Source organism: Parasphingorhabdus sp. (genome assembly GCF_059726685.1).
In genome coordinates this window covers 2,422,500-2,445,508 of the sequence record NZ_AP041068.1, presented here as the reverse complement: position 1 = coordinate 2,445,508, position 23,009 = coordinate 2,422,500, and the positions used below count along the sequence as shown (strand labels likewise).

At 52.4% G+C, this 23,009-nt stretch carries 20 protein-coding genes and 1 tRNA gene; 6 read left to right on the top strand and 15 right to left on the bottom strand.

The genetic code is table 11. The annotated features are described in order from the left end of the window. Positions 1-25: 25 nt before the first annotated feature. Complete coding sequence (locus tag AC6I9Z_RS12120) at positions 26-649, top strand: TetR/AcrR family transcriptional regulator (RefSeq protein ID WP_461456069.1); 624 nt, start codon at positions 26-28, stop codon at positions 647-649. Between the two features lie 341 nt (positions 650-990). Here AC6I9Z_RS12120 and AC6I9Z_RS12115 read toward each other — a convergent pair. From AC6I9Z_RS12115 to moaA, 3 genes are all read right to left on the bottom strand, one after another. Next, positions 991-1,065, bottom strand: a tRNA-Asn gene (locus tag AC6I9Z_RS12115). A 63-nt stretch (positions 1,066-1,128) separates the two neighbouring features. After that, entirely contained in the window at positions 1,129-1,902 is a 774-nt protein-coding gene (locus tag AC6I9Z_RS12110) for an NAD kinase (RefSeq protein ID WP_109356886.1), read from the bottom strand. After that, positions 1,899-2,885: a GTP 3',8-cyclase MoaA gene (moaA, locus tag AC6I9Z_RS12105; RefSeq protein WP_461456068.1), complete on the bottom strand. Its 987-nt coding sequence runs from the start codon at positions 2,883-2,885 to the stop codon at positions 1,899-1,901. The genes AC6I9Z_RS12110 and moaA overlap by 4 nt, the downstream gene beginning before the upstream one ends. 229 nt (positions 2,886-3,114) lie before the next feature. On the opposite strand from moaA, the gene AC6I9Z_RS12100 reads away from it, so the two are divergent. Further along, entirely contained in the window at positions 3,115-5,085 is a 1,971-nt protein-coding gene (locus tag AC6I9Z_RS12100) for a putative bifunctional diguanylate cyclase/phosphodiesterase (protein ID WP_461456067.1), read from the top strand. Here AC6I9Z_RS12100 and mfd read toward each other — a convergent pair. After that, complete coding sequence (gene mfd / locus AC6I9Z_RS12095; protein ID WP_461456066.1) at positions 5,082-8,552, bottom strand: transcription-repair coupling factor; 3,471 nt, start codon at positions 8,550-8,552, stop codon at positions 5,082-5,084. The genes AC6I9Z_RS12100 and mfd overlap by 4 nt on opposite strands. Before the next feature lie 35 nt (positions 8,553-8,587). Beyond that, a complete protein-coding gene (locus AC6I9Z_RS12090; RefSeq protein WP_461456065.1) occupies positions 8,588-8,854 on the bottom strand; it encodes an FAD assembly factor SdhE in 267 nt (88 codons plus the stop codon). A 91-nt stretch (positions 8,855-8,945) separates the two neighbouring features. Here AC6I9Z_RS12090 and recG point away from each other — a divergent pair, with 91 nt between their 5' ends. Then, the gene (gene recG / locus AC6I9Z_RS12085; RefSeq protein WP_461456064.1) at positions 8,946-11,000 is read left to right on the top strand and encodes an ATP-dependent DNA helicase RecG; all 2,055 of its coding nucleotides are present in this window, start codon (positions 8,946-8,948) and stop codon (positions 10,998-11,000) included. Here the strand turns inward: recG and AC6I9Z_RS12080 are convergent. Then, positions 10,997-11,329, bottom strand: a complete 333-nt coding sequence (locus tag AC6I9Z_RS12080) for a PilZ domain-containing protein (protein WP_461456063.1) — start codon at positions 11,327-11,329, stop codon at positions 10,997-10,999. The genes recG and AC6I9Z_RS12080 overlap by 4 nt on opposite strands. Before the next feature lie 86 nt (positions 11,330-11,415). After that, positions 11,416-12,648: a tyrosine--tRNA ligase gene (gene tyrS / locus AC6I9Z_RS12075; protein ID WP_461456062.1), complete on the bottom strand. Its 1,233-nt coding sequence runs from the start codon at positions 12,646-12,648 to the stop codon at positions 11,416-11,418. A 38-nt stretch (positions 12,649-12,686) separates the two neighbouring features. Between tyrS and AC6I9Z_RS12070 the strand changes: the two genes are divergently transcribed. Both AC6I9Z_RS12070 and AC6I9Z_RS12065 read left to right on the top strand, forming a co-directional pair. After that, positions 12,687-13,232 (top strand): DOMON-like domain-containing protein, encoded by a 546-nt coding sequence (locus tag AC6I9Z_RS12070; RefSeq protein ID WP_461456061.1) that lies wholly within the window; start codon positions 12,687-12,689, stop codon positions 13,230-13,232. Continuing rightward, positions 13,229-14,425 carry an exo-beta-N-acetylmuramidase NamZ family protein gene (locus tag AC6I9Z_RS12065; protein ID WP_461456060.1) on the top strand — a complete coding sequence of 399 codons (1,197 nt, stop codon included), beginning with the start codon at positions 13,229-13,231 and terminating at the stop codon, positions 14,423-14,425. Before AC6I9Z_RS12070 ends, AC6I9Z_RS12065 begins: the two co-directional genes overlap by 4 nt. A 4-nt stretch (positions 14,426-14,429) precedes the next feature. Here the strand turns inward: AC6I9Z_RS12065 and AC6I9Z_RS12060 are convergent, their stop codons facing one another. After that, a complete protein-coding gene (locus tag AC6I9Z_RS12060) occupies positions 14,430-14,732 on the bottom strand; it encodes a hypothetical protein (RefSeq protein WP_461456059.1) in 303 nt (100 codons plus the stop codon). A 125-nt stretch (positions 14,733-14,857) separates the two neighbouring features. On the opposite strand from AC6I9Z_RS12060, the gene AC6I9Z_RS12055 reads away from it, so the two are divergent. Continuing rightward, entirely contained in the window at positions 14,858-15,160 is a 303-nt protein-coding gene (locus tag AC6I9Z_RS12055) for a hypothetical protein (RefSeq protein WP_109356897.1), read from the top strand. A gap of 4 nt (positions 15,161-15,164) precedes the next feature. Here AC6I9Z_RS12055 and AC6I9Z_RS12050 read toward each other — a convergent pair whose 3' ends face one another. The 7 genes from AC6I9Z_RS12050 to AC6I9Z_RS12020 all read right to left on the bottom strand — a co-directional run bounded on the left by AC6I9Z_RS12050 (position 15,165) and on the right by AC6I9Z_RS12020 (position 22,894). Then, positions 15,165-16,349 carry a vWA domain-containing protein gene (locus AC6I9Z_RS12050; protein ID WP_461456058.1) on the bottom strand — a complete coding sequence of 395 codons (1,185 nt, stop codon included), beginning with the start codon at positions 16,347-16,349 and terminating at the stop codon, positions 15,165-15,167. Positions 16,350-16,363: 14 nt separating this feature from the next. Then, a complete protein-coding gene (locus AC6I9Z_RS12045; protein ID WP_109356899.1) occupies positions 16,364-17,209 on the bottom strand; it encodes an AAA family ATPase in 846 nt (281 codons plus the stop codon). 107 nt (positions 17,210-17,316) lie between these two features. Further along, a complete protein-coding gene (locus AC6I9Z_RS12040) occupies positions 17,317-17,976 on the bottom strand; it encodes a DUF6975 family protein (RefSeq protein ID WP_461456911.1) in 660 nt (219 codons plus the stop codon). A gap of 168 nt (positions 17,977-18,144) precedes the next feature. Further along, on the bottom strand, positions 18,145-20,115 hold the full coding sequence (gene rpoD / locus AC6I9Z_RS12035) for an RNA polymerase sigma factor RpoD (protein ID WP_254054447.1): 1,971 nt from the start codon (positions 20,113-20,115) through the stop codon (positions 18,145-18,147). A gap of 102 nt (positions 20,116-20,217) precedes the next feature. Next, positions 20,218-22,086, bottom strand: coding sequence for a DNA primase (dnaG, locus tag AC6I9Z_RS12030; RefSeq protein WP_461456057.1), 1,869 nt, complete (start codon positions 22,084-22,086; stop codon positions 20,218-20,220). Then, entirely contained in the window at positions 22,083-22,442 is a 360-nt protein-coding gene (locus AC6I9Z_RS12025; protein WP_461456056.1) for a hypothetical protein, read from the bottom strand. The genes dnaG and AC6I9Z_RS12025 overlap by 4 nt, the downstream gene beginning before the upstream one ends. Beyond that, positions 22,442-22,894 (bottom strand): GatB/YqeY domain-containing protein, encoded by a 453-nt coding sequence (locus AC6I9Z_RS12020; RefSeq protein WP_461456055.1) that lies wholly within the window; start codon positions 22,892-22,894, stop codon positions 22,442-22,444. The genes AC6I9Z_RS12025 and AC6I9Z_RS12020 overlap by 1 nt, the downstream gene beginning before the upstream one ends. Positions 22,895-23,009 lie beyond the last annotated feature (115 nt).

Below are 23,009 nucleotides of genomic sequence, written 5' to 3'. Positions count from 1 at the left end.
ATAATTAAATGCGAAACAGTACATAATGCCAAATTTAAAACCCAAACGGGGGCGCCCCGCGACAATCGACACGGACACTGCCATGCAGTCTGTAGTGGAACTGTTCAGGTCAAAAGGCTTTGATGCCGTCTCTCTTGACGACCTGTCCGACGCAACCGGACTAAGCCGGCCCAGCCTGTATCGCGCCTTTGGCAACAAGCTCTCGATGTATATTGCAGCAATGGACGAATTTGGAACACAGGTCGCGACAACTGCTGTGCCCGCGTTGCATGCCGCGGACGACCTTGAAACGGCACTGACCGATTTTTACGCCGCCATGCTGTCCATTTACTATCGCGACAGTCAGGTCCCGCCGGGATGCCTGGTGTTTGGCACGGCTCCTTCAAGTGCAGATGAAGTGAAGATTCAATCTCGACTGAAATTCGGATTGGAACAACTCGATGAGTTGATGCGATTGCGGATTTTGAAATCAGCACCAAACAGCAGCGCAAATCAAATCGAAACGGCTGCGCACGTCGCCTCCAATACGCTTGTCGCATTTTCGGCAAGAGCCAAATCCGGTGCTCCAAAAAAGGAGCTCGTCGCAATGGGAGCGCAAACTGCCAAATCAATCACATCCTTACTGAAGCTGGAACGGTCGGCTGGCTAGTGTCCGCTTTCAGGATAAAGCAGACATTCCTTTACTTTCCTACAACCCGTCTCATGAGTTATACTGGGCTTGGCTCTTTGACATTGGCAAATATGAAATGGTGATGCGGTTTGGTGGGCGTTTGCGAAAGGTCACACTCGCTCAAGTCAATTACATTGTTAATTATTTGATATCAAAAGAATTTTAGTCGCCAATATCGAAAACAAAACCGGCTTTCCATGTGAGCAACAGGCGGATGCTCATCGCTCGAGTTCGAGATCAAATGGGCGCAGAAATAGGCACGCGATCGGTCCAACGTGACCGCATCGGCATATATTCATGATCTTGTTTTGAGAGAAAAATGGCTCCCCGGGACGGATTCGAACCATCGGCCAATCGATTAACAGTCGATTGCTCTACCACTGAGCTACCGGGGAATAGAAGCGATTTGCATCACAACGAGCGCGGCTATAGCAACGTCATTCGCACCCGGCAAGCCATCAAACGACAAATTGTTCCATTGCTATCCGATCATCCAGAGCATGCTCCGGATCAAACAGCATGGTCAGTGTCTGATTGCGATCGATGGAGATTGTTACCTGGGCGACGTCGCGGACTTCCTGCTGGTCGCCAACCGCACTAACAGGCCGTTTTTCGGCATTTAGAACCTTGATGCTGATCGGCATTTTGTCCGGCAAAATCGCCCCTTTCCAACGCCGCGGGCGGAACGGGCTGATCGGCGTGAGGGCCAGTAAATTTGAACCCAGCGGCAATATCGGTCCGTTGGCAGACAGATTATAGGCGGTCGATCCCGCTGGTGTCGCGATCAATATGCCGTCGCAAACCAGTTCTTCCAGCATGATTCGGTTATTGACCTGAATCTCGAGTTTTGCGGTTTGCCGCGTCTCTCTGAGCAGGGACACCTCGTTGATCGCCGGGAGCACAAAACTGGCGCCGGAAATTGTTTCGACTTCCATCTTGAGCGGGCGGACCTTGAACGGCCGTGCGCCTTCAATGCGTCTGACCAGATCGTCTTCGTGCCAGTTGTTCATCAGGAAACCGACGGTGCCTAGGTTCATTCCATAAACCGGCATGATTTTTCGCCGGTTGAGCATTTGATGCAATGTCTGCAACATAAAGCCATCACCGCCGAGAACGACAGCTTGATCCGCTTCTTCAATCGGAACCCAGTCCATCAAAGGCTGCAGTTTGTTTCCCGCTTCCTGTGCCTGCGGGGTAGGGGACACGACAAGTGCCCATTTTGATTCGCTCATCCGCCCGTGACGTTCATGTGACGCTCCAATATCTCTGCGGACCCGTCTAGTTGCGCATTAAAATCATGTCGTAACGGTTTGAGCTTCAAAGCTTTCTGAAGCAACCGGTCAACAGCCTCAATGCCTTCATTGCGCACGGCGGCGCGTAAATCAACATGCGCGTTGTGACCAAGGCACATAAATATTTTGCCATCTGTGGTCAGACGCAGCCGATTGCAGTTATCGCAGAAATTATTGCTGAGCGGCGTAATCATGCCAAGCCGCAATCCCAGTGGTTCCACCGCCATGTAACGGGCAGGGCCCGCGCTCTTGTGCCCTATCGGGCTGACAGAATATTGATCTGATAGGGGAGCGATGAATTCCTCTGCTGAAATATGCTCCAGTTTCCGGTCCGCGCCGACGTCACCCAAGGGCATTGTCTCGATAACCGTCAGGTCATGACCATTTTTCGCGCAATATTCCGCCATGGGCATCAGCGCGTCCTGATTAAAGTCCCGGAGGGCAACCATGTTGATCTTTACGCTTATACCCGCTTGCCGGGCGGCTGAGATGCCGGAAAGCACCTGATGGACATCGGCACCGCGTGTAATCTCCGCAAATTTGTCGGGATCAAGCGTGTCCATGCTGACATTTATCCGGCGCACATTATGCTCTGCCAGATGATCTGCATATTCTTCCAGCAACGACCCGTTGGTGGTGAGTGTGAGTTCTTCCAGTTCACCTGATTTGACTTTACGTCCAAGCCTTTGGATCACATCGCTCATATCACGTCTGACCAGTGGTTCTCCTCCGGTCAGGCGAATTTTCTTAACCCCATGGCCGATAAACCGTTCGGCTATCAGCGTGATTTCCTCCAGGGTCAGCAGCTCGCTCTTTGGCATGAACGTCATCTTTTCGGACATGCAATATTGGCAGCGGAAATTGCATCGGTCGGTGACCGAGATGCGCAGATAGTCTATTTTGCGGCCAAATCCATCGAGCATTGTGTTTTTTCCATACCAGCTTTGGCTTAAATCCTAGCGTTTTGTTTAGAAGCAGGCAACGGGCTATAAAGGTTTGCTCGCTATGGAAAAGAATAGGGGGACTGGGTATCCGTTTGCGCCCCCGATATGAAATATAAGGGTATTGCAAGTCATTCAGGAATCCTCACCTATCTCCGGTCAAAGGGACGCCAAGCATTTATTCTTGCTGTCCTTTCATGATCGTGACCCTATGGCAGCACGAATTTCTGCGATGGGTTGGCGCGTCAGTTCGGCTCGGCGACGGGATGAACTGGCGGGACGTTTTTTGTCTTCGAACGCCTTGATTGCCGTTATCGACCTGCGCGAAGCCGTTGATGATGGCTTGAAAGCGATTTCGGATATTGCTGCACTAGTGGATGATAGCGGTATCGCAATCCTCGCTTTTGCCGATCAAGCCATGCGTAATGATATCGCGGCTAAGTGTCATGACGCCGGGGCCACCCATTTTCTCGATATTTCCAACCCGCACGCGGACATCGGTCCGGCCATAAATTTTGCCTATCGCTATGTAGAAAATATTCGTGGCGGCTCGGAGGCTACACAGAATTTCAATAGCTTACTTGCGCAGGCTGAGGAAAAATGGGCTTTTTCCAAAACGGGACTGCAGCAAAACTGGATCAGCGATCAACTGCGGGAAAATGTGAAAAATGTAGATTTTGATACTTATCCCGCGACCGGCATTTACCGTATTCTCTCGCCGGATGAGCGGTTCAGGGTTCGGGGTGCCTTTGGGCGGCTGCGCACCGGAGCTCCACAGGCCGCAGTGTCTCATTTGTTAAATGGTAACAAAGTTATCCATCATTTGCATGTTTCCGGTGATTATATTCACGGCCGTCTGGAACGTGTCGCCGCAGAAGAGGGCAACCACAGCTGGACCGATCGCGATCTTTTGTCGGGCCTGCGCAACGGATCAGCGGCGCGAAGCTGGATGCGGGATCGTTTGGAGCGAGGTGAAAATCTTGGTCTGATGATCATCGGTCTCAAAAATTTCGGAACGATCAATGCGGCCTATGGGCGATCTATTGGCGATGAAATCATGCGCCGCACCGGTCAGCGGTTGATTGCCGAGACTATTGATGAGCCATCCGACAAATGCATGGTTGCCAGAATGGACGGCCAAAATTTTGTAGTCGCGAAGACACTGGATGGCGATCCAGGTGATATGGCAGGAAAATTGGCTAGCTATGCAGAGCAGCTTTTGGCCCGCAATTTCGGGCCTATTTCTATTGAAGGCCGTAAAATCGGACTCGTCGCGCGCGCGGGCGTCGCGGTTGGACGAGATTCATCAGATGAAACGCTGTTAGTTAGACGAGCGACCCTGGCCTTGGCAGAGACAATGGTGTCTGATGCTGTGCCCGTTAAAATCAGTGGGTCATCCGAAAAAAATATTTTGCTGGAGCAAAAGCTGGAAGGTGACCTGGCCCACGCGCTGGAGCGCGATGAGATAACGATTGCCTTGCAACCACAGATTAAAGTGGATGACGGACAGCTGATCGGTGCCGAGGCACTTGCCCGGTGGAATCATCCTGAACTGGGGTTTTTGGGTGCCGCTACGCTGTTTTCTGTGGCCGACCGGGCCGGTCTGATGAAACTCCTCTCATTGCACATTCATGCCGCCGCTTTCGCCACAGCGGCCAGATGGCCGGATAGCCTTTCGTTTCTGCGGCTGTCGGTCAATGTCACGGCAGGGGATCTAGCTGCCCCAGATTTTGCCCAAAATATTATGGACAATATTGCTACGTCCGGTTTTTCCGCGGAGCGGACTACACTTGAAATCACAGAGTCTGAATTAATAGGCAATCTGTCCACCGCGGCACAGCGTCTTGCGGCGCTGAGAGAGCAGGGGGTCCGGATCGCCATCGACGATTTCGGGACCGGGTATAGCAGTTTGGCCTATTTGCAGAATCTGCCGCTGGACTATCTGAAGATTGATAGTGGTCTAACAAGTGATATTAGTGGATCCACGAAAGACCAGGTCGTCGTGAAATCGATCATTAACATGGCGCGCAGCCTTGATCTGGCGGTCATTGCCGAAGGTATAGAAACCGAGGCACAGCTGGAAAGCTTGGCCCGGGAAGGTTGCGAATATTTCCAAGGATTCCTGCGGTCTGGCCCTATATCGCCAGAGGAATTCGAGATATTTGCGCTAAGAAGTAACTAGCCTGTTTTTTGCTGCGCCAGTTTTGACAATCCCGTGGTCAGCTGTGTGAGGCCATGGAGCCGCGACTTGGGATCGCGCCATCGCCGTTCGATAAACAGCTTGTTATCCGGCCTGATCCGGGCGGTACCTTTCAGGCGCTCGGCATAGGCCAGCAGCCCCGGAACATTAGGAAACTTGTCGTTATAAAAGCTAACCAATGCGCCGCGCGGGCCCATTTCAATCTTGGCAATATGGGCTTTGACGCAGTTCAGTTTGATTTCCATCAGCTTGAGTAGATTGTCGGTTTCGACCGGCAATTCTCCGAAACGATCGATCATTTCTGCTGCAAAAGCCTGAATTTCCTGATGACTATCCAGTCCGTTCATACGCCGATACAGACCCATGCGGAGCGATAGATCGGGGACGTAGTTTTCGGGGATCAGGATCGGCGCATCGACGGTAATCTGTGGCGAGAAGCTTTCGGTTTCTGCGTCCAGTCCGGCGCCCTTGGCCTTGGCTTCCAATATGGCGTCTTCCAGCATCGATTGATAGAGCTCGAAACCTACCTCCCGGATATGGCCGGATTGCTCGTCGCCAAGCAGATTTCCGGCTCCGCGAATGTCGAGATCATGACTGGCCAACTCAAAGCCCGCACCCAGACTGTCGAGATCACCGAGAATTTTCAGACGTTTTTCCGCCTTTTCGGTGATGATCCTGTCCTTTGGTGTGACCATATAGGCATAAGCCCGCGTCTTTGACCGGCCAACCCGCCCGCGAAGCTGGTAAAGTTGCGCAAGGCCGAAGCGATCGGCACGATGGATGATCAGGGTATTGGCGCTGGGGATGTCTAGACCACTTTCGACAATGGTTGTCGCCAGGAGGACATCGTATTTCTTATCGTAGAAGGCTGACATGCGTTCTTCGACCTGCGCCGGAGGCATCTGGCCATGAGCAACAACATAGGTGATGTCAGGCACATATTCTTTCAAGAATTCTTCAATATCGGGCAGGTCCGCAATGCGCGGTACGACGACGAAACTTTGCCCGCCGCGATAATGTTCGCGCATCAATGCTTCGCGCAGAGGAACTGGGTCCCAAGGCATGACGTATGTACGCACGGCCAACCGATCTACAGGCGGTGTCTGAATAACCGATAGTTCACGCAAACCCGTCATCGCCATTTGCAAGGTTCGCGGAATGGGTGTTGCGGTGAGGGTCAGGACATGGACGTCCGATTTCATTGCCTTCAATCGCTCTTTGTGGGTGACACCGAATCTTTGTTCTTCATCTACGATGATCAGTCCAAGACGCTGAAACTCTATGGATTTAGCCAGTAAAGCATGGGTACCGATGACGATATCAATATGGCCATTGGCCATGCCTTCTTTCGTTTTCTTCGCTTCTGCAGGCGGCACCAATCTGGACAATCGACCAATATTGAGAGGGAAGGAGCGAAAGCGCTTTTCAAAATTCGTAAAATGCTGACGTGCGAGTAAAGTGGTGGGAGCAATAATGGCCACCTGCATACCAGCCATGGCTGCGGCAAAGGCAGCGCGCATGGCGACCTCGGTTTTGCCAAAGCCGACATCACCACAAACCAAGCGGTCCATTGCCTTGCCGGATCCCATATCGCCGAGGACTTCCTCGATGGCCTGTTGTTGATCGTCCGTTTCCTGATAAGGAAAGCGGTCAACAAAACCGGCCATATCACCAGCTTCAATCCGCGCCGGAGTTGCTGGTTGCAGAGCCCGGGCAGCGGCGGTCTTGAGCAATTCATGCGCAATCGCCCTGATGCGTTCTTTGAGCTTGGATTTGCGCCGCTGCCAGCCTTCTCCGCCGAGGCGGTCAAGCACGACTGTTTCGCCACCTTCGCCATATCGGCTTAGAACGTCGATATTCTCCACCGGAACAAACAGTTTGTCACCGCCGGCATATTTTAGAGAGACGCAGTCATGCGGACTTTCTCCGACCGGAATGGATACAATCCCCTCATATAGGCCGATGCCATGCTCCAGATGCACAACCAGGTCGCCTTGGCTGAGTGCCGAAAGCTCCGCAAGGAATGCATCACCGCTTTTGCGCCGCTTGGACTTGCGGACCAAGCGGTCGCCGAAAATATCCTGTTCGGTGAGCAAAGCCAGACTGTCTGTGCGAAAACCAGCCGCCAGTGGCAATATCGTCAAGGCAACCGCCGCTTCGGTTGTACTGCAGGTTTTCCAGTCATCACAGAGCATTGCCGTCTTGACGTCATGATCCTTGAGCAGGTCAAAAAGCCGAGCGCGAGAGCCTTTGCTGTAGCTTGCGACAACGGCAGTTGTACCAGCTTTTGTAAGTGTATTCAGATGTACAGCCAAAGCCTTGTAAATATTCTCGTTACGCGCACGTTCGGGTGAGAAGTCGCGAGGCGAAGACACAGAGAGAGATAGAACGGTCGATGATTCCGGTTCATCAAACTCGCTCATGATGTGAATGGGCCCGTCGGTCTGCTGTTCTTGCCATTCTGAGGGCTCCAGATAAAGCATTTCCGGCTCTAGTGGGCGGTAGCTCGATAAATTTGCCTTATCGGCTTCTTGCCGGTTTTTGTAATAATCCTGAATAGAAGAAAATTGCGCGTCTGCAGCTGCAGTAACTGCTGCATCGCGAAAAACGAGCGTATCTTCTGCAAGATAGTCGAAAAAACTAGCGAGCCGCTCTTCGATCAATGGCAACCAGTGCTCCATCCCGGAAAGCCGGCGACCTTCCGAAAGGGATTGATAGAGCGGATCACTGGTAGCAACCGCACCAAACAGCTCCCGATAACGGGTTCGGAAACGGGTGATGCTCTCTTTGTCCAGTAAGACCTCTGAAACAGGCAACAGATCGAAGCCGTCGATATTCCCGATAGTGCGCTGATCGGCGGGATCAAACTGGCGCAGCGTGTCAATCTCGTCGCCAAAGAGATCGATACGCAGCGGCTTGTCGGCGCCCGGAGGAAACAGATCAATCAGCCCTCCGCGCGCAGCAAATTCGCCGCTATCCGCAACTGTATCGACCCGCACAAAGCCATTGGCATAGAGAAAGGAAACAAGTTTTTCCTGCTCAATCACGGTACCGGGTGCCAGTCGGGTGACCAGTTCTTTTACCCGCTCCGGAGTCAAAACCCTTTGTGTGACGGCATTTGCAGTCGTGATCACAAGCTGGCCGCCCGAGGAAGGGGCCGCTAACCGGTAAAGGGCTGCCAAACGTTCCGAAGTCGTGTGCAAAGCAGGCGACGCACGATCGTAGGGCAGGCAATCCCAAGCCGGGAATTCAATGATGTCCAGTTCCGGTTGAAAATAACGCGCCGCTTCTGCCACCGCACTCATCGCTGCATCATCAGTTGCAACAAAAACGGTTCGTTTGCCGGACTGTGTGGCAATATCCGCCAGACAATAGGGGCGATATCCCGCTGTTACACCAGCAAGCGTCATTCCGCCTTCTGCGGATAATAATTTATCTAAATAAGACACTTATGGAATCTATATCATTCTTAACTTGAAGGTTTTCACTTGGTGAAATCAAAATAGTCTAGCTGTTGCATGGCTGTCATTTGATCGTTCTGAAACTGCTCCGGCGGTGTTTGCTTGCCAATCGCCCAGGCCATGATGTCGACATCCTCTTCCTCAAGCAATTTTTCAAACCAGTCGATTTCCGCGTCGGACCAGGTCTTCCCCCATTTGTCGAAAAAGCCGCCGATCATATTGTCGGCTTCCCGCGTGCCCCGGTGCCAGCTGCGAAAATGGAGCCGTTTGAGCCTGACTTCGCGTTCCATATCTGCTCCTGAATCTTTGCTTAGTGACTGCATCAATGCACAGGGACTGTGTCTGGTATATTGATCCCGCTTGCGTATAAGGCGGATAGACATGCGGCCCGAGATACTCAATCCATTATTTGGCGAAACACAGTCGCTCAAAGGTGTTGGCAAAGCGCTTGCCAAGCCACTGGAGAAACTGCGCCTGACGCGTGTGAAGGACCTGCTCTATCATAAACCGAGCTATTGGATGCGGCGCAAACGGGTGCAGGAGCTGGACGATGCGGATGTCGGCCTGACGATTATCGCGGAAGTGACGCCGACAGACTATCGGAGCGGCGGACCGCGAAGCCCGTTTCGTGTGCAGGCGACTGACGCGCAGGGTAATTATATCAGCCTGACCTTTTTTGGACGGAACACCGGTTGGCCAAAGAAATTGCTGCCGCTCGGGGAAAGCAAAATCATCTCGGGCAAGCTGGAGCGCTATGGCGACGAGCTGCAGATGCTGCATCCTGATGTGCTGGAATTGGCGGAAGAAAAGGACATTGCGCTGGTTGAGCCGATTTATCCGCTGTCTGATGGTCTGGGTAATAAGCGGATGGGGCAGCTGGTCACGCAAGCCGTGGATATGGCTCCGCAGCTGGCTGAGTGGATTGAGCCAAGCCTGCTCGAGTCCAAGAAATGGGAAGGTTGGCGGGAAAGCATTGTATCTCTGCACAGCCGGGAAGATGCCGAAAATATCGACCGACTCGCCTATGACGAGATTTTTGCCAATCAACTGGCTTTCATGCTTGTCCGCGCAAGCAATCGCCGCAAGAAAGGCATTCCGATCCAAGGCGACGGGCGCCTGCGGGATCAGATCAAGCTGCCTTTCGAGCTGACCGGCGCGCAAAAGCGGTGCATATCGGAAATTGAAGGCGATCTGGCACAATCGTCGCCAATGCTTCGGCTTTTACAGGGTGATGTGGGGTCAGGGAAAACATTGGTTGGTTTGATGGCATTACTCAGCGCGGTTGAGGCCGGCTATCAGGGCGCCTTTCTGGCGCCGACGGAAATTCTGGCACGGCAGCATTTTGAAGGACTGCAAAAGCTTCTCACCGGGCTCCCTGTTAATCTTGCGATCCTGACGGGGCGTGACAAGGGAAAGGTTCGCGAGTCTACCCTGATGGGGCTTGCCGATGGTTCGATCGACATTTTGGTTGGTACGCACGCGATTTTTCAGGAGAAGGTGCAGTATAAGAAGCTCGCGGTGGCGATTATCGATGAACAGCATAAATTTGGCGTTTCGCAGCGCTTGATGCTCACCCAAAAAGCGGAAAATACGCCGCATCTTCTGGCCATGACAGCCACGCCGATACCGCGGACGCTAACGCTCAGCCAATATGGCGAGATGGATGTGTCGCGGATTGATGAACTGCCGCCAGGGCGTCAGGCCATCGAAACACGGGTTATTTCAGATGGCCGCTTGCCTGAAGTGGTAGACGGACTCGGTCGCCATATCGCGGGCGGCGGTCAGGCCTATTGGGTCTGTCCTTTGGTGGAAGAGAGCGAGAAAAGCGATCTGGCTGCCGCAGAAGAGCGCGCGGCCGCCCTGAAACTGCGATTTGGCGATCAGGTCGGACTTGTTCACGGGCGCATGAAAGGGCCTGAGAAAGACGCCGTGATGGAAAAATTCCAGCGCGGCGAAACCCGGCTTCTGGTGGCGACTACTGTCATTGAAGTTGGCGTCGATGTACCCAATGCCAGCCTGATGATCATCGAAGCTGCCGATCGTTTCGGCTTGGCGCAATTGCATCAGTTACGCGGCCGTGTGGGAAGGGGGGATCTCAAATCCAACTGCCTGCTGTTGCGCGGCGATACTCTCAGCGAAACGGCCCGGGCTCGATTGACTTTGCTGCGCGAGACCAATGACGGTTTCAAGATCGCCGAAGAAGATCTACGGTTGCGCGGCGCGGGCGAATTACTGGGTACGCGGCAATCCGGTGATGCCGGCTTTCGGATAGCCACGCCGGATCAGATATCGCAACTGATTTCGGCGGCGACAGATGATGCGCGGCTGTTGCTGGACAGGGACGGCGGACTTAGCAGCGAGCGCGGTCAGGCCGCTCGTATCGCGCTATATCTGTTTGAAAGAGATTGGGGTGTCAGCTTGATCCGCAGCGGCTAGGCCGGGCCTGGTTCGGAATGTCCGATCTGATCAAGCAGAGCTACAAAATCCGGCTCGCGGATGACGCGCTCAAACTCAAAACCGGAACGCCCACTATGGGACCATACCAGAAATGCCTCGATACGGCCTGCTATGGGAAGGCGAACGACAACACGGTCACCCTTGTTGAGTTCAACCTCGTGAATAAACTGACAGCCATGAGCGGAAATGTTGCTCAGTTTAACAGAAAACTCACCATCCTTGCGGGTTTCGCAAATCGTTTCGAAATCAACCGGAAAACGCGTTGCGCGGCGTAATTCGGGCATTTTTTTGTTCGATACGCTTGGCATTAAGGACGCTCCGTCGATTGATGAAACCCTTAATTAACCTAATTTCCCCAATAAAAGGTAAACCAGCGTCACAAAAATCCGCACTTTTATACTGCGCGTCGCAAAAGACCGTGCTTCTTCTTACCGGCGGAAATTTTGATATCGTCGCCCGCTACAGCGATCATCGCGCCCGCATCCTTGATGGGTTCATCATCAATGCGCGCACCGCCGCCTGCGACCATCCGTTTAGCCTCGCCCTTGGATGCACAAAAACCAATGCTCACTAATGCGTTGAGGATAGAAATTTCACTGTCGGCCACTTCAAAAACCGGCAGATCGCCGCCCGCATTGCCTTGCTCGAACGTCTGTTGGGCCGTGTTCGCCGCATCTCTCGCCGCATCTTGGCCATGGGCCATGGCCGTTGCTGCATCGGCAAGGATTTTCTTGGCCTCGTTTATCTCGGAACCTTGCAAAGCTTCGAGCCGGGCGATTTCATCAAGATCAATGTCGGTGAAAAGTTTCAAAAACCGGCCAACATCCGCATCCTGTGTATTGCGCCAAAATTGCCAGTAGTCGTAGGGAGCAAGCTGGTCAGCATTCAGCCACACGGCTCCGCTGGCTGTTTTGCCCATCTTTCCGCCATCGGCGGTGGTAATCAACGGTGTTGTCAGACCAAATAATTGTTTGCCGTCAATACGCCGCGTGAGCTCAATACCGTTTACAATGTTGCCCCATTGGTCAGACCCGCCCAGCTGCAGCCGGCACTCGTTACGCCGGGACAGTTCCAGAAAATCATATGCCTGAAGAATCATGTAGTTAAATTCCAGGAAGGTGAGGGGTTGCTCCCTGTCGAGACGGAGCTTTACCGAGTCGAATGTCAACATCCGGTTGATCGTGAAATGCGGTCCGATATCACGCAGAAAATCAACATATTGCAGGGCATCAAGCCAATCAGCATTGTTGATCATCACTGCATCGGTCGGACCATCGCCAAATGTCAGGAAGTTGTCGAAAATCCGCCTGATGCTCGCGATATTCTCATCAATATCTTCCGCACTGAGCATCTTCCGGCTCTCGTCTTTGCCAGAAGGATCACCCACTTTGGTTGTGCCGCCGCCCATGACCACAATCGGTTTGTGGCCAGCCTGTTGCATACGGCGCAGCATCATGATCTGGACCAGACTACCGACGTGCAGAGAGGGTGCCGTCGCATCAAATCCGATATATCCAGGTATAATCGTCTTGGATGCAGCAGCATCCAACCCGTCCGCATCGGTTAATTGGTGGATATAGCCGCGATCATTCAGTAAGCGGAGGAGATCAGATTGATAATTGGTCATGGAGTGGTTCGTTACATGCAGCAGAGGAAACTCGCAATATGCGTTTAGACCTGCAATGCCATCCTTTGACGCCTGTCTCTGTGGTGGACGAAATTTCACTGACCTATGAATGGAAGGATCACGAAAGCCTGTGGCTGAGATATCATGCTGAAGGCCTGCTTCACGATCTTGATCTGCCGGAGTGGACCGAAGCTCAGCGAACTGACGGACTTTGGCAAACCACCTGTTTCGAGCTGTTCCTGCAGGAATCGTCGGCCAAGAGATATTGCGAGTTTAACTTTTCGCCATCCAGTCGATGGGCTGCCTACCAGTTTTCCGACTACCGCGATGGCATGAGGCATCTGCAATTGCCCAAAAAGCCGGATATCTTTCTTGATCTAGGCGATTCTCATGTCGCTGTTGAAATCACACTGGGGTTGCCGGATATCTGGGGGGAAGTACCCCTCAACGCATCCTTTTCGGCTGTAATAGCCGAAAATAGCGGCCCTAAATCCTATTGGGCTTTGTCTCATCCTCCGGGAAAGCCGGATTTCCATCACAAAGATTGCTTTTCACATCAACTGAAGGCAGCAGGTAATTTATGAAATTTGGAATTGATCGACTTCTCGCCGAGCCGGAATTGCGAGCGCCGCTTGCCGGTAAACGGGTGGCACTATTGGCTCATCCCGCCTCTGTCACCGAAGACCTAACTCACTCGCTCGATGCCTTGGCGCGGTGTGACGATATCAATCTCACCGCCGCTTTTGGCCCGCAACATGGTCTGCGTGGTGACAAGCAGGACAACATGATTGAATCGCCGGACTATGTGGATCCAGTTCACGAAATTCCAGTGTTCAGCCTGTATGGAGATTCCCGCCGACCAACGGGCCAAGCGATGAGTACGTTTGATGTTCTGATCATCGACCTGCAAGACCTGGGTTGCCGGATTTATACCTTCATTACGACTCTGCTGTACATGTTGGAAGCAGCCGCGGAGCAGAACAAAACCGTGTGGGTACTTGATCGCCCCAATCCCGCCGGTCGCCCCATAGAAGGCATGATGCTGGAAGAAGGTTGGGAGAGCTTTGTCGGTGCTGCGCCAATGCCGATGCGCCATGGCCTTACCCTGGGAGAAATGGGCGCCTGGTTTATCAGCCATTTCAATCTTGATGTCGAATATCGCGTGATTGAAATGCAGGGGTGGCAGCCAGAGGGCCCAGGCTTCGGTTGGCCGACCGATCGCGTTTGGATCAATCCCAGTCCCAATGCACCGAACCTGTCAATGGCGCGGGCCTATGCCGGCACCGTCATGCTGGAGGGAACGACATTATCGGAAGGGCGTGGAACAACGCGTCCATTGGAGCTTTTTGGCGCACCAGACATCGATGCCAAAGCGGTTATTGCCGAAATGCAGCGCAAGGCGCCGCAATGGCTGGAAGGCTGCGCGTTAAGAGAATGCTGGTTTGAACCAACTTTCCATAAACATGTCGGATTGCTTTGTAATGGCGTCCAGATTCATGCGGAGGGCCCATTTTACGATCACGCTGCTTTCCGTCCATGGCGATTGCAGGCGCTGGCGCTGAAAGCCATCAGCAAGCTCTACTTCGGGTACGAACTATGGCGGGACTTTGCTTATGAATATGAGGAAGGGAAGCTAGCCTTTGATGTAATCAATGGCGGCCCTGCGCTACGCGAATGGATTGATAATCCATCGGCAATCGCCAACGATCTGGAAGCCATAGCTGCTCCTGAGGAGCGGATGTGGGGACAGATGTTAAAGGATCATCTGATTTACTGATATCCTAACGCCCTAAGGCCGGAAGCCTCTTTGCTATCGGCGGGGTTTCAGGAGCGGTCCAGCGCGGCTCGCCAGCCAGTTGGTCATCCAGCACCACAAGCACTGGGCAATTATCCACCCGCCGGTCAACCGCAGCAATTATTGCTGCGGGCGCTTCTCTGTCGAGCGTACGCATCTTTGGTTTGTCTGTTTTGTCGAAGTCAATATTTTCGACAATATCCAAACATTTGGCGGGGTTGGGAGCTGCATTTGCCGGGCCAGTTGCGGCTAATAGCGGCAGTGTCAGGGGCAGGAATATTTTATGCATGGGAGACCTCCTCTGCGAAATCTTACCATATGTAAGAGATATTCGAAAGTGAGTTGGCCGGTTTAGGCAATGTTGCAATGCAACATTTCTGTTGCGTGGTCCTCTATTTTTGATATCTTGCAGCCATGCTACCAAACAAAGAATTTTTGGAAGGCGTTGCGCTGAAAAAATGTGTGACTGCCACTTATAACAAAATGCAGGTTACCCTTGCGCCGCATATTCTCTATACTCGTCATGATGAGATGCATGTTGATGCCGTCACGATCGAGAGGGAAGGGCAACCGCCTCGCGAGTTGAAATTAGGCACGTTTAAACTTTCAGGCCTGAAAGAGGTGGTGGTCGAAGATCGGCAGTTTGAACCATCGGACCTTTTTGATGCAGCGGCTGAAAAATACCAGGGAACAACCTTGCTGGCGGTTGAAGCGTAGCGCTTTATGACCCGTGTTTGCGGGTCAATTCCTTCATAGCGTCGCTCAAACCTTCCAGCGTCAGCGGGTACATACGGTCATTCATCAATTCCTTGACGATTTTGACACTCTGAGAATAACCCCATTGCTTTTCCGGTACCGGATTTAACCAAGCGGTCGCGGGATAAGTATTGGTCATCCGATTAAGCCAGGTCACGCCGGCTTCCTCGTTAAAATGCTCGACGGAACCGCCGGGATGCGTGATTTCATAAGGGCTCATTGACGCGTCACCGACAAAAATCAGCTTATAGTCATGGCCATATTTATGGAGGATATCCCATGTATTTGTCCGTTCTGAGAAACGCCGGCGATTGTCCTTCCACACACCTTCATAAACGCAATTATGAAAATAGAAAAATTCGAGATTCTTGAATTCGGTAGTCGCAGCGGAAAAAAGTTCTTCGCACAGCTTGATAAAAGGATCCATCGATCCGCCTACATCAAGAAACAAAAGCAGCTTCACTGCATTGTGTCGCTCAGGGCGCATATGGATATCGAGCCAGCCCTTCTTGGCGGTTCCATTGATGGTGCTGTTGATATCCAGCTCGTCGGCAGATCCTTCACGGGCAAATCTCCGCAACCGCCGCAGGGCGACCTTGATGTTCCGTGTGCCAAGTTGCTTGGTGTTGTCGAGATTCTGAAACTCGCGCTTGTCCCAAACCTTGATGGCTTTCTTTTGACCGCCTTCACCACCGATCCGGACACCTTCGGGGTTAAAGCCGCTGTTACCGTAAGGAGAAGTACCACCGGTGCCGATCCATTTGCTGCCGCCTTCATGGCGTTTTTCCTGCTCGGCAAGACGCTCTTTCAGCGTCTCCATGATCTCGTCCCAGTTGCCAAGTTTTTTGACTTCGGCCATTTCTTCTTCGGACAGATATTTTTCCGCAACGGCTTTCAGCCAGTCGAGCGGAATATCTTCTTCCTGCATCCCGTAACTGGTTTCAATACCCTTGAAAACCTTTGAGAATACTTGGTCGAAGCGATCCAGAAGTCCTTCATCTTTAACAAAAGTTGCTCGAGACAGATAATAGAATTCTTCCGGACGGCTTTGGATAACTTCCTTGTCCAGCGCCTCCAAAAGCACCAGATGTTCTTTAAGCGAAGCGGTTATTCCCGCTGCTCTTAGCTCGTCCATGAAGTTGAAGAACATCTGGTTCGCTCCGTTTAACGCGCTTCGCGTTTCGCCATGAATGCCAGGCGTTCGAACAGCATGACGTCCTGCTCATTCTTGAGCAAGGCCCCGTGCAGTGGCGGAATGGCTTTGCTTGGGTCCTGCGATTGCAACACTTCAAGAGGCATGTCTTCAGAAAGCAAAAGCTTCAGCCAGTCGAGTAACTCCGAAGTGCTCGGTTTCTTTTTCAGGCCTGGAACTTCCCGAACATCGTAGAAAATATCCATCGCTTTTTTGACCAAAACCCCTTGAATATCAGGGAAATGGACGTTGATAATTTCCTGCATCGTCTCGCGATCCGGGAATTTGATATAGTGGAAGAAGCAGCGGCGCAGGAAGGCGTCGGGCAATTCTTTTTCATTGTTGGACGTGATCACCACAATCGGCCGTTCCGCGGCCTTGATGGTTTCTTTCGTTTCGTAAACATGGAATTCCATGCGATCGAGTTCCTGCAACAAATCGTTGGGAAATTCGATGTCCGCCTTGTCAATCTCGTCAATCAGCAGGACCGGCAATTCCTTACTGGTAAAGGCTTCCCAGAGTTTACCTCGGCGGATGTAGTTGGAGATATCATGGACACGCTCATCGCCCAACTGACCATCGCGAAGCCGCGCAACCGCATCATATTCGTAAAGACCCTGATGAGCCTTCGTGGTGGACTTTACATTCCATTCAATCAATGGCGCGCCAGTAGCCTTGGCAATTTCATGTGCAAGAACGGTTTTACCGGTGCCGGGCTCGCCTTTTACAAGCAATGGGCGCCGAAGCGTCACGGCAGCGTTGACCGCAACCTTCAAATCATCGGTTGCTACATAATCTTTGGTACCGTCAAAACGCATATTCCATATTCCCTTGCCGTAAACGTCAATGGAATAGCGATAGGGAAAAGGCCGTTTTGAGGCAAGTTAATCATTTAGTTAATCAAACAAATGCGCGATGTTGCCGGTCAGCTTGCGTTACGCGCATTCTTGCGGGCTTCAAGCAGCTGCCAAAGGCCGCGATGTTGAGTCAATATCTGATCTACGCCAAAATTGATTGCGCGCTCAACCGCACTGGATTGCGACAGTTCAGTATTTAGAACACGCGTTGCTTCCGCTGAAGGTAAAATCGCTTTTCTGGGTTCTATACTCAGTTTTACGGCGACCTTTTCAAGCAATGGCCGGATAGCTTGCCAATCCAGAACAAGGGCAAAGGATGCACCCAGGGCACAGCCGTTGCGGTCAGACTGTGAGAGCATCTCAAGCGCCTTGCGCTGGGCGAGCACCGTTGCATTGCTCTGGTCTTCAGTGCGCACGCCCGATATCGGTCCGGCGGCGACAGTCAAAGTTGTCAGAAAAGCGCGTTCGGCGGAAAAACCGTCCATCGCTTCCACAAGCCATTCGCGGGCGACAACATCAGCGGTCTTGGTTGCGGCATGATCGACCACGCCGGGGTGGCGGCCGTGCAAAACGCAAAGAAAATGAGCGATATCGGCAATATCCGCACCGCTTAACGCCGTGAAATCGCTCTCGATCGTTTCAATATAGCTGGCAGATTGCGTGCCATGTTCGGCGACATGGTCCACCAAAGATGGTCGCGCGGATGGTATTAAACTGGTTTCTGGCATTGCGCTCACATCACGTTAGAGTTCCCGGTGACTTGCCTGACGTTTGATGCCCGGCAAATCGCGTTACAACTCGTGATTAGCGCATAAACCTAAATACCCGGTTTACGCCGCGTTAGCTAAGTGCAAACCATAGTATAGAAATGGTCGAAAACCCCGGAAAACCGAGTTTTATTGATCCAGGAAGCTGCGCATTTTCCGGCTGCGGCTTGGATGTTTCAGTTTCCGCAATGCCTTTGCCTCAATTTGGCGAATACGTTCCCGGGTCACGCTAAACTGCTGCCCGACTTCTTCCAGTGTGTGATCGGTATTCATGCCAATGCCGAAACGCATCCGCAAAACCCGCTCTTCACGCGGTGTCAGGCTTGCCAACACCCGTGTCACAGTCTCTTTGAGATTCGCCTGAATGGCGGCGTCCACAGGAATGATCGCATTCTTATCTTCAATAAAGTCACCCAGATGCGAATCTTCTTCATCACCAATTGGTGTTTCCAGGCTGATCGGTTCTTTCGCGATCTTCATGACCTTGCGCACTTTTTCAAGCGGCATGGACAGACGCTCTGCCATTTCTTCAGGAGTCGGCTCACGGCCCTGCTCGTGGAGGAACTGGCGTGAGGTGCGGACCAGCTTGTTGATCGTTTCAATCATATGGACCGGAATACGAATCGTCCGCGCCTGATCGGCAATTGATCGGGTAATCGCCTGACGAATCCACCATGTTGCATAGGTCGAGAATTTATATCCGCGGCGATACTCAAACTTATCAACCGCTTTCATGAGGCCGATATTGCCTTCCTGGATCAGATCGAGAAACTGCAGGCCGCGGTTGGTATATTTTTTCGCGATGGAAATAACGAGCCTCAAATTGGCTTCGACCATTTCTTTCTTGGCAATGCGCGCCTCGCGCTCACCCTTTTGGACCATGTTGACGATACGGCGGAATTCGCCGAGCGATGTTCCGGTTGCGGCCGATATATCGGAGATTTCTGCGCGAATCCGTTCAACAGATACTGCTTCCTTTTCTGCAAAGGCCGCCCATTTCTTGTCGGTTTTGGCCATGCTGGCCAGCCAGCCGTCATCCAGTTCATGGCCGACATAGCCTTCCAAAAAGGCTCGGCGCGGTACCTTGTGCCGCTCTGCAAGCCTCAGCATCTGGCCGCCCAGCGCCGTCAACCGGCGGTTGAACGAGTAAAGTTGGTCAACCAGAAATTCGATCTTGTTGGCATGAAATTGGACGCTTTCGACCAAAGCGGTGAGTTCTTCACGCAGGTTATGATATTTTTTCTCTGACGCCGCAGGGAAATCATCACCAACCGCAAAGGCTTCCATGCGGGTGTTCTGCAATTTCGAGAATTTCTTGAATACGGAGGTGATGGTTGCGAATTTTTCGAGAGCCTCTGGTTTCAGGGCTTCTTCCATCTGCGCTAGAGAAAGCGTATTATCTTCTTCCTCTTCTTCGACAACGCGCTTGGTCCGACGTTCGGTCAATTCGTCTTCATCGTCACCTTCGCCTTCGGCTGCTTCCGGTTCGTCTTCAACCTCGTCATCATCCTTGAAAGACGGGCCTGCCGTTTTTTCGCTGATTTCGCCGTCATCATCATCTTCGTCTTCAAGATTTTCCGGCACAGGATCTTTTGACAGCATCGCATCAAGGTCGAGTATTTCGCGCAGCTGCATCTCGCCATCATTAAGGGCAGTGGACCATTCAATAATCGCATTAAAGGTTGTCGGGCTTTCACAAAGGCCCCAGATCATTGTATCCCGGCCGGCCTCGATACGCTTGGCAATGGCAATTTCACCTTCGCGGCTGAGCAGTTCGACAGCGCCCATTTCGCGCAGATACATGCGCACCGGATCATCGGTGCGGTCGCCAGCTGCTTTTTTCGGCGCGGCAGCGGTGGTTGTTTTCTTATCCTTGTCGGAACCGTCGATGGACTCGACTTCATCGCCGCCCATTTCCTCGGCAGCTTCGTCATCATTTTCGACAATCTTCACGCCCATATCGGATATGGACGACATCACATCTTCGATTTGCTCGCTGGACATCTGGTCCTGCGGCATGGCTTCGTTCAATTCGTCGTAGGTCAGGTAGCCTCGTTTCTTTGCCTTCGTGAGAAGTTTTTTGATACCGGACTCATTCATGTCAATGAGCGGCGCATCTTCTGTTACCGCTGGTTTTTTTGCTTTGCTTGCCAAGTCTCAGGGCCCTTATTTTTAAAAACTAATCTTCAAAGTTCACACAATTCACACGATGTCATCGACCTGGGTGAGTTCAACTAATCTGTCATGAAATTCCTGCTTTGCCTGCCGCAATCTTTGTTGCTCCGCATAGCTTTCTTCATCGAGATTATCCTGCACCCGCCGTGTTGCCTCCGCCAAAGCCGCTTCCAGTCCCGGTCGCGCAGTGATTACCTTAATCGCTTCTGCCAAATCATTCTGCGCCCGTTCGATATCGTCCGACGGGGCATTATCTGGCAGTTTGCGGTTGAAAGTGAAATTCAGCGCATCGGCCCGTAACAGCCCTTTTGCGACATTATAACAATCTGTCTGTTCCAATATGGTAAGAAGGCCCTGCATATCAAGCATTTCTTTGCTCATTGCCGCATGTATCAACTCCGATAGCAATGCCTGCATCTGCGAATCGGCCAACCGCAGCACGGTTAGTTCTTCAAAATGCTTGGAAATCTGGGAAGGGTGGCGGATCAGGCCGCCCAAAATCGCTTTTGCAATACGCAGGTCATGGCCATCGATCAAAACGGACTTGGTATCGTCCATTGGCTTGAACGAAACATATTGAGATTTGAAACCGCCTTTCGAACGTGCAAACTGTTTCTGACCTGGGGCGTTGTCACGCCTTCTGAAAAAGGCCTCTTCATATCGCTGTTGAAAATCCTGGCGGTAATGCTGCGCGATATCCTGATCGGCTATATCACGGACATGATCGGATAGTCGTTTTTTCAGGCCTGCCTTGGTTTCCGGCGTGTTGAGCGGTTCGGCCTCAAATTCCACTTGCCATATCTTGTCGCCGAGCATTTGTGGTTGGTCGATTAAAGCTGCAAATGCTTGTGGTCCTTCTGATCGCAGCAAGTCATCAGGGTCTTGCCCTGCCGGCAGCGCGATGAAGTTCAGGCTGTGGGACGGCCGCAATATCGGCAAGGCCCGCAAGGCAGCCCGCATGGCGGCTTTTTGACCCGCATTATCCCCGTCAAAGCAGAGGATCGGTGCCTCCACCATTTTCCATATCCGTTCGATCTGATGTTCTGTCAGCGCGGTGCCCAGCGGTGCGACGACGTCCTCGAAACCGGCCTGGGCCAGTGCAATGGCATCCATATAGCCTTCCACGACCAATATCCGTCCGGTTTGACGGGATGCCGGTGAGGCCTTGTCGAGATTGTAAAGTGTACGACCTTTATCGAACAGGGGCGTATCAGGCGAGTTGAGATATTTGGGCTCACCATCGCCCAATATCCGGCCACCAAAGGCAATAACCCGACCCCGTGGATCGCGGATGGGGATCATCAGTCGGCCGCGAAAGCGATCATAAGGATCACGATCGTCGACTTTTATGAGCAGGCCCGCCTCGACCAGTTGATCGACACCATGAGCTGAGAGCGCTTCCTTGAGCCGACCACGCGAATCCGGCGCGAAACCAAAACCAAATTCGCGGATGGTGTTCTCGGAGATACCGCGATTTTTCAGATATTCACGAGCGGCCGCGCCTTCAATCCCGTTAAACTGCGTAACGAACCAATCCTGTGCTGCCGCCATGACGTCATGTAATGTCGCCCGGGCTTCCTGGCGCTGCGCGGCCCGCGGATCGGGGGCAGGGACTTCCATCTGTGCCTCGGCCGCCAAATCCTTCACCGCATCCATAAAGCTGAGGCCGCGCTGGTCCGTCATCCATCGGATGGCATCTCCATGCGCGCCGCAACCAAAGCAATGGTAGAAGCCTTTTTCGTCGTTGATCGTGAAACTTGGCGTTTTCTCGTTATGAAACGGGCAACAGGCCTTAAACTCGCGTCCTGCCTTCTGGACCTTCACCGTCCGGCCAATCAGCGTGGACAATGTCGTCCGGCTGCGCAGTTCATCAAGCCATTGGGGAGACAGAGTCATGAGGCGTCGGCCATCGGATAAATTTGCGTGAGATTGGGTTCAAATGCCGGGAACATGACGGTCAACATCCATTCAGGCGTTACGCCAAGATGATTTTCCAACCTTTCCAAAACTTCTGAATATCCCTCGGCATCCTCCGCTATCTCGATAATGCCATCTTTGGAGGTGAAAGCCAAACATACACAATCGATGGTTACCAGATCCCGTTTGAACGCATGGACCTTTTCGATATCATCCCACCGCAAATGGGCCGTTTTCTTCCGAAAACGGTGAGTCAGGCCATTGTCATCGCATTCCACAATTTCAACATTGCGCAGCCGCCATTTGAGATAGCGCTGCCACAAGCTTTCCTTCATCAGGAGAGCGCAGCCTTCACCAGACCGCTAGCCTTGCTCATGTCGATTTCGCTGCCGTGGCGGGATTTGAGTTCCGCCATTACGCGACCCATATCTTTTATCGATTCTGCGCCAAGTTCTGTCTTGATACCGTCAATCAACGCCGCCGTATCGGTTTCGCTCAGCTGCGCGGGCAGGAATTCCTCGATCACGGCAAGTTCCATCTTCTCGCCCTTGGCCAATTCATCGCGGCCACCTGATTCGAACATCTCAATCGATTCGCGGCGTTGCTTTGCCATTTTCTGCAGAACATCGGTCACCATGATATCGTCATCAAGCTTGCTGTCCTTGGTGCGCAGCTCGATATCCTTGTCCTTGATCTTGGCCAGCATGGCCCGTGTCGCGGCTGTGCGATCCTTGTCGCCGGCTTTCATAGCCGCAATTTGTGCCGCTTTCACGTCATCGCGAATCATAGCGTTCCCCGTAATTTTGGAATAAGCTACCAACATAGCCGCAACTTATTTTTTTTCATAGATTGTGACGGTAAAAAACTACACCTAGGCACGGCGAAATTTGCTTGAAGCGCAG

Coding starts and splice junctions, on each gene's coding strand:
- AC6I9Z_RS12040 (WP_461456911.1), bottom strand. CDS start 17,976: ATGCCAGAAACCAGTTTAATACCATCCGCGCGACCATCTTTGGTGGAC.
- AC6I9Z_RS12070 (WP_461456061.1), top strand. CDS start 12,687: ATGCGTTTAGACCTGCAATGCCATCCTTTGACGCCTGTCTCTGTGGTG.
- moaA (WP_461456068.1), bottom strand. CDS start 2,885: ATGCTCGATGGATTTGGCCGCAAAATAGACTATCTGCGCATCTCGGTC.
- tyrS (WP_461456062.1), bottom strand. CDS start 12,648: ATGACCAATTATCAATCTGATCTCCTCCGCTTACTGAATGATCGCGGC.
- AC6I9Z_RS12080 (WP_461456063.1), bottom strand. CDS start 11,329: ATGCCAAGCGTATCGAACAAAAAAATGCCCGAATTACGCCGCGCAACG.
- AC6I9Z_RS12060 (WP_461456059.1), bottom strand. CDS start 14,732: ATGCATAAAATATTCCTGCCCCTGACACTGCCGCTATTAGCCGCAACT.
- AC6I9Z_RS12110 (WP_109356886.1), bottom strand. CDS start 1,902: ATGAGCGAATCAAAATGGGCACTTGTCGTGTCCCCTACCCCGCAGGCA.
- AC6I9Z_RS12100 (WP_461456067.1), top strand. CDS start 3,115: ATGGCAGCACGAATTTCTGCGATGGGTTGGCGCGTCAGTTCGGCTCGG.
- AC6I9Z_RS12090 (WP_461456065.1), bottom strand. CDS start 8,854: ATGGAACGCGAAGTCAGGCTCAAACGGCTCCATTTTCGCAGCTGGCAC.
- recG (WP_461456064.1), top strand. CDS start 8,946: ATGCGGCCCGAGATACTCAATCCATTATTTGGCGAAACACAGTCGCTC.
- AC6I9Z_RS12025 (WP_461456056.1), bottom strand. CDS start 22,442: ATGAAGGAAAGCTTGTGGCAGCGCTATCTCAAATGGCGGCTGCGCAAT.
- AC6I9Z_RS12065 (WP_461456060.1), top strand. CDS start 13,229: ATGAAATTTGGAATTGATCGACTTCTCGCCGAGCCGGAATTGCGAGCG.
- AC6I9Z_RS12055 (WP_109356897.1), top strand. CDS start 14,858: ATGCTACCAAACAAAGAATTTTTGGAAGGCGTTGCGCTGAAAAAATGT.
- AC6I9Z_RS12120 (WP_461456069.1), top strand. CDS start 26: ATGCCAAATTTAAAACCCAAACGGGGGCGCCCCGCGACAATCGACACG.
- dnaG (WP_461456057.1), bottom strand. CDS start 22,086: ATGACTCTGTCTCCCCAATGGCTTGATGAACTGCGCAGCCGGACGACA.
- AC6I9Z_RS12045 (WP_109356899.1), bottom strand. CDS start 17,209: ATGCGTTTTGACGGTACCAAAGATTATGTAGCAACCGATGATTTGAAG.
- rpoD (WP_254054447.1), bottom strand. CDS start 20,115: ATGAATGAGTCCGGTATCAAAAAACTTCTCACGAAGGCAAAGAAACGA.
- AC6I9Z_RS12020 (WP_461456055.1), bottom strand. CDS start 22,894: ATGATTCGCGATGACGTGAAAGCGGCACAAATTGCGGCTATGAAAGCC.
- AC6I9Z_RS12050 (WP_461456058.1), bottom strand. CDS start 16,349: ATGTTCTTCAACTTCATGGACGAGCTAAGAGCAGCGGGAATAACCGCT.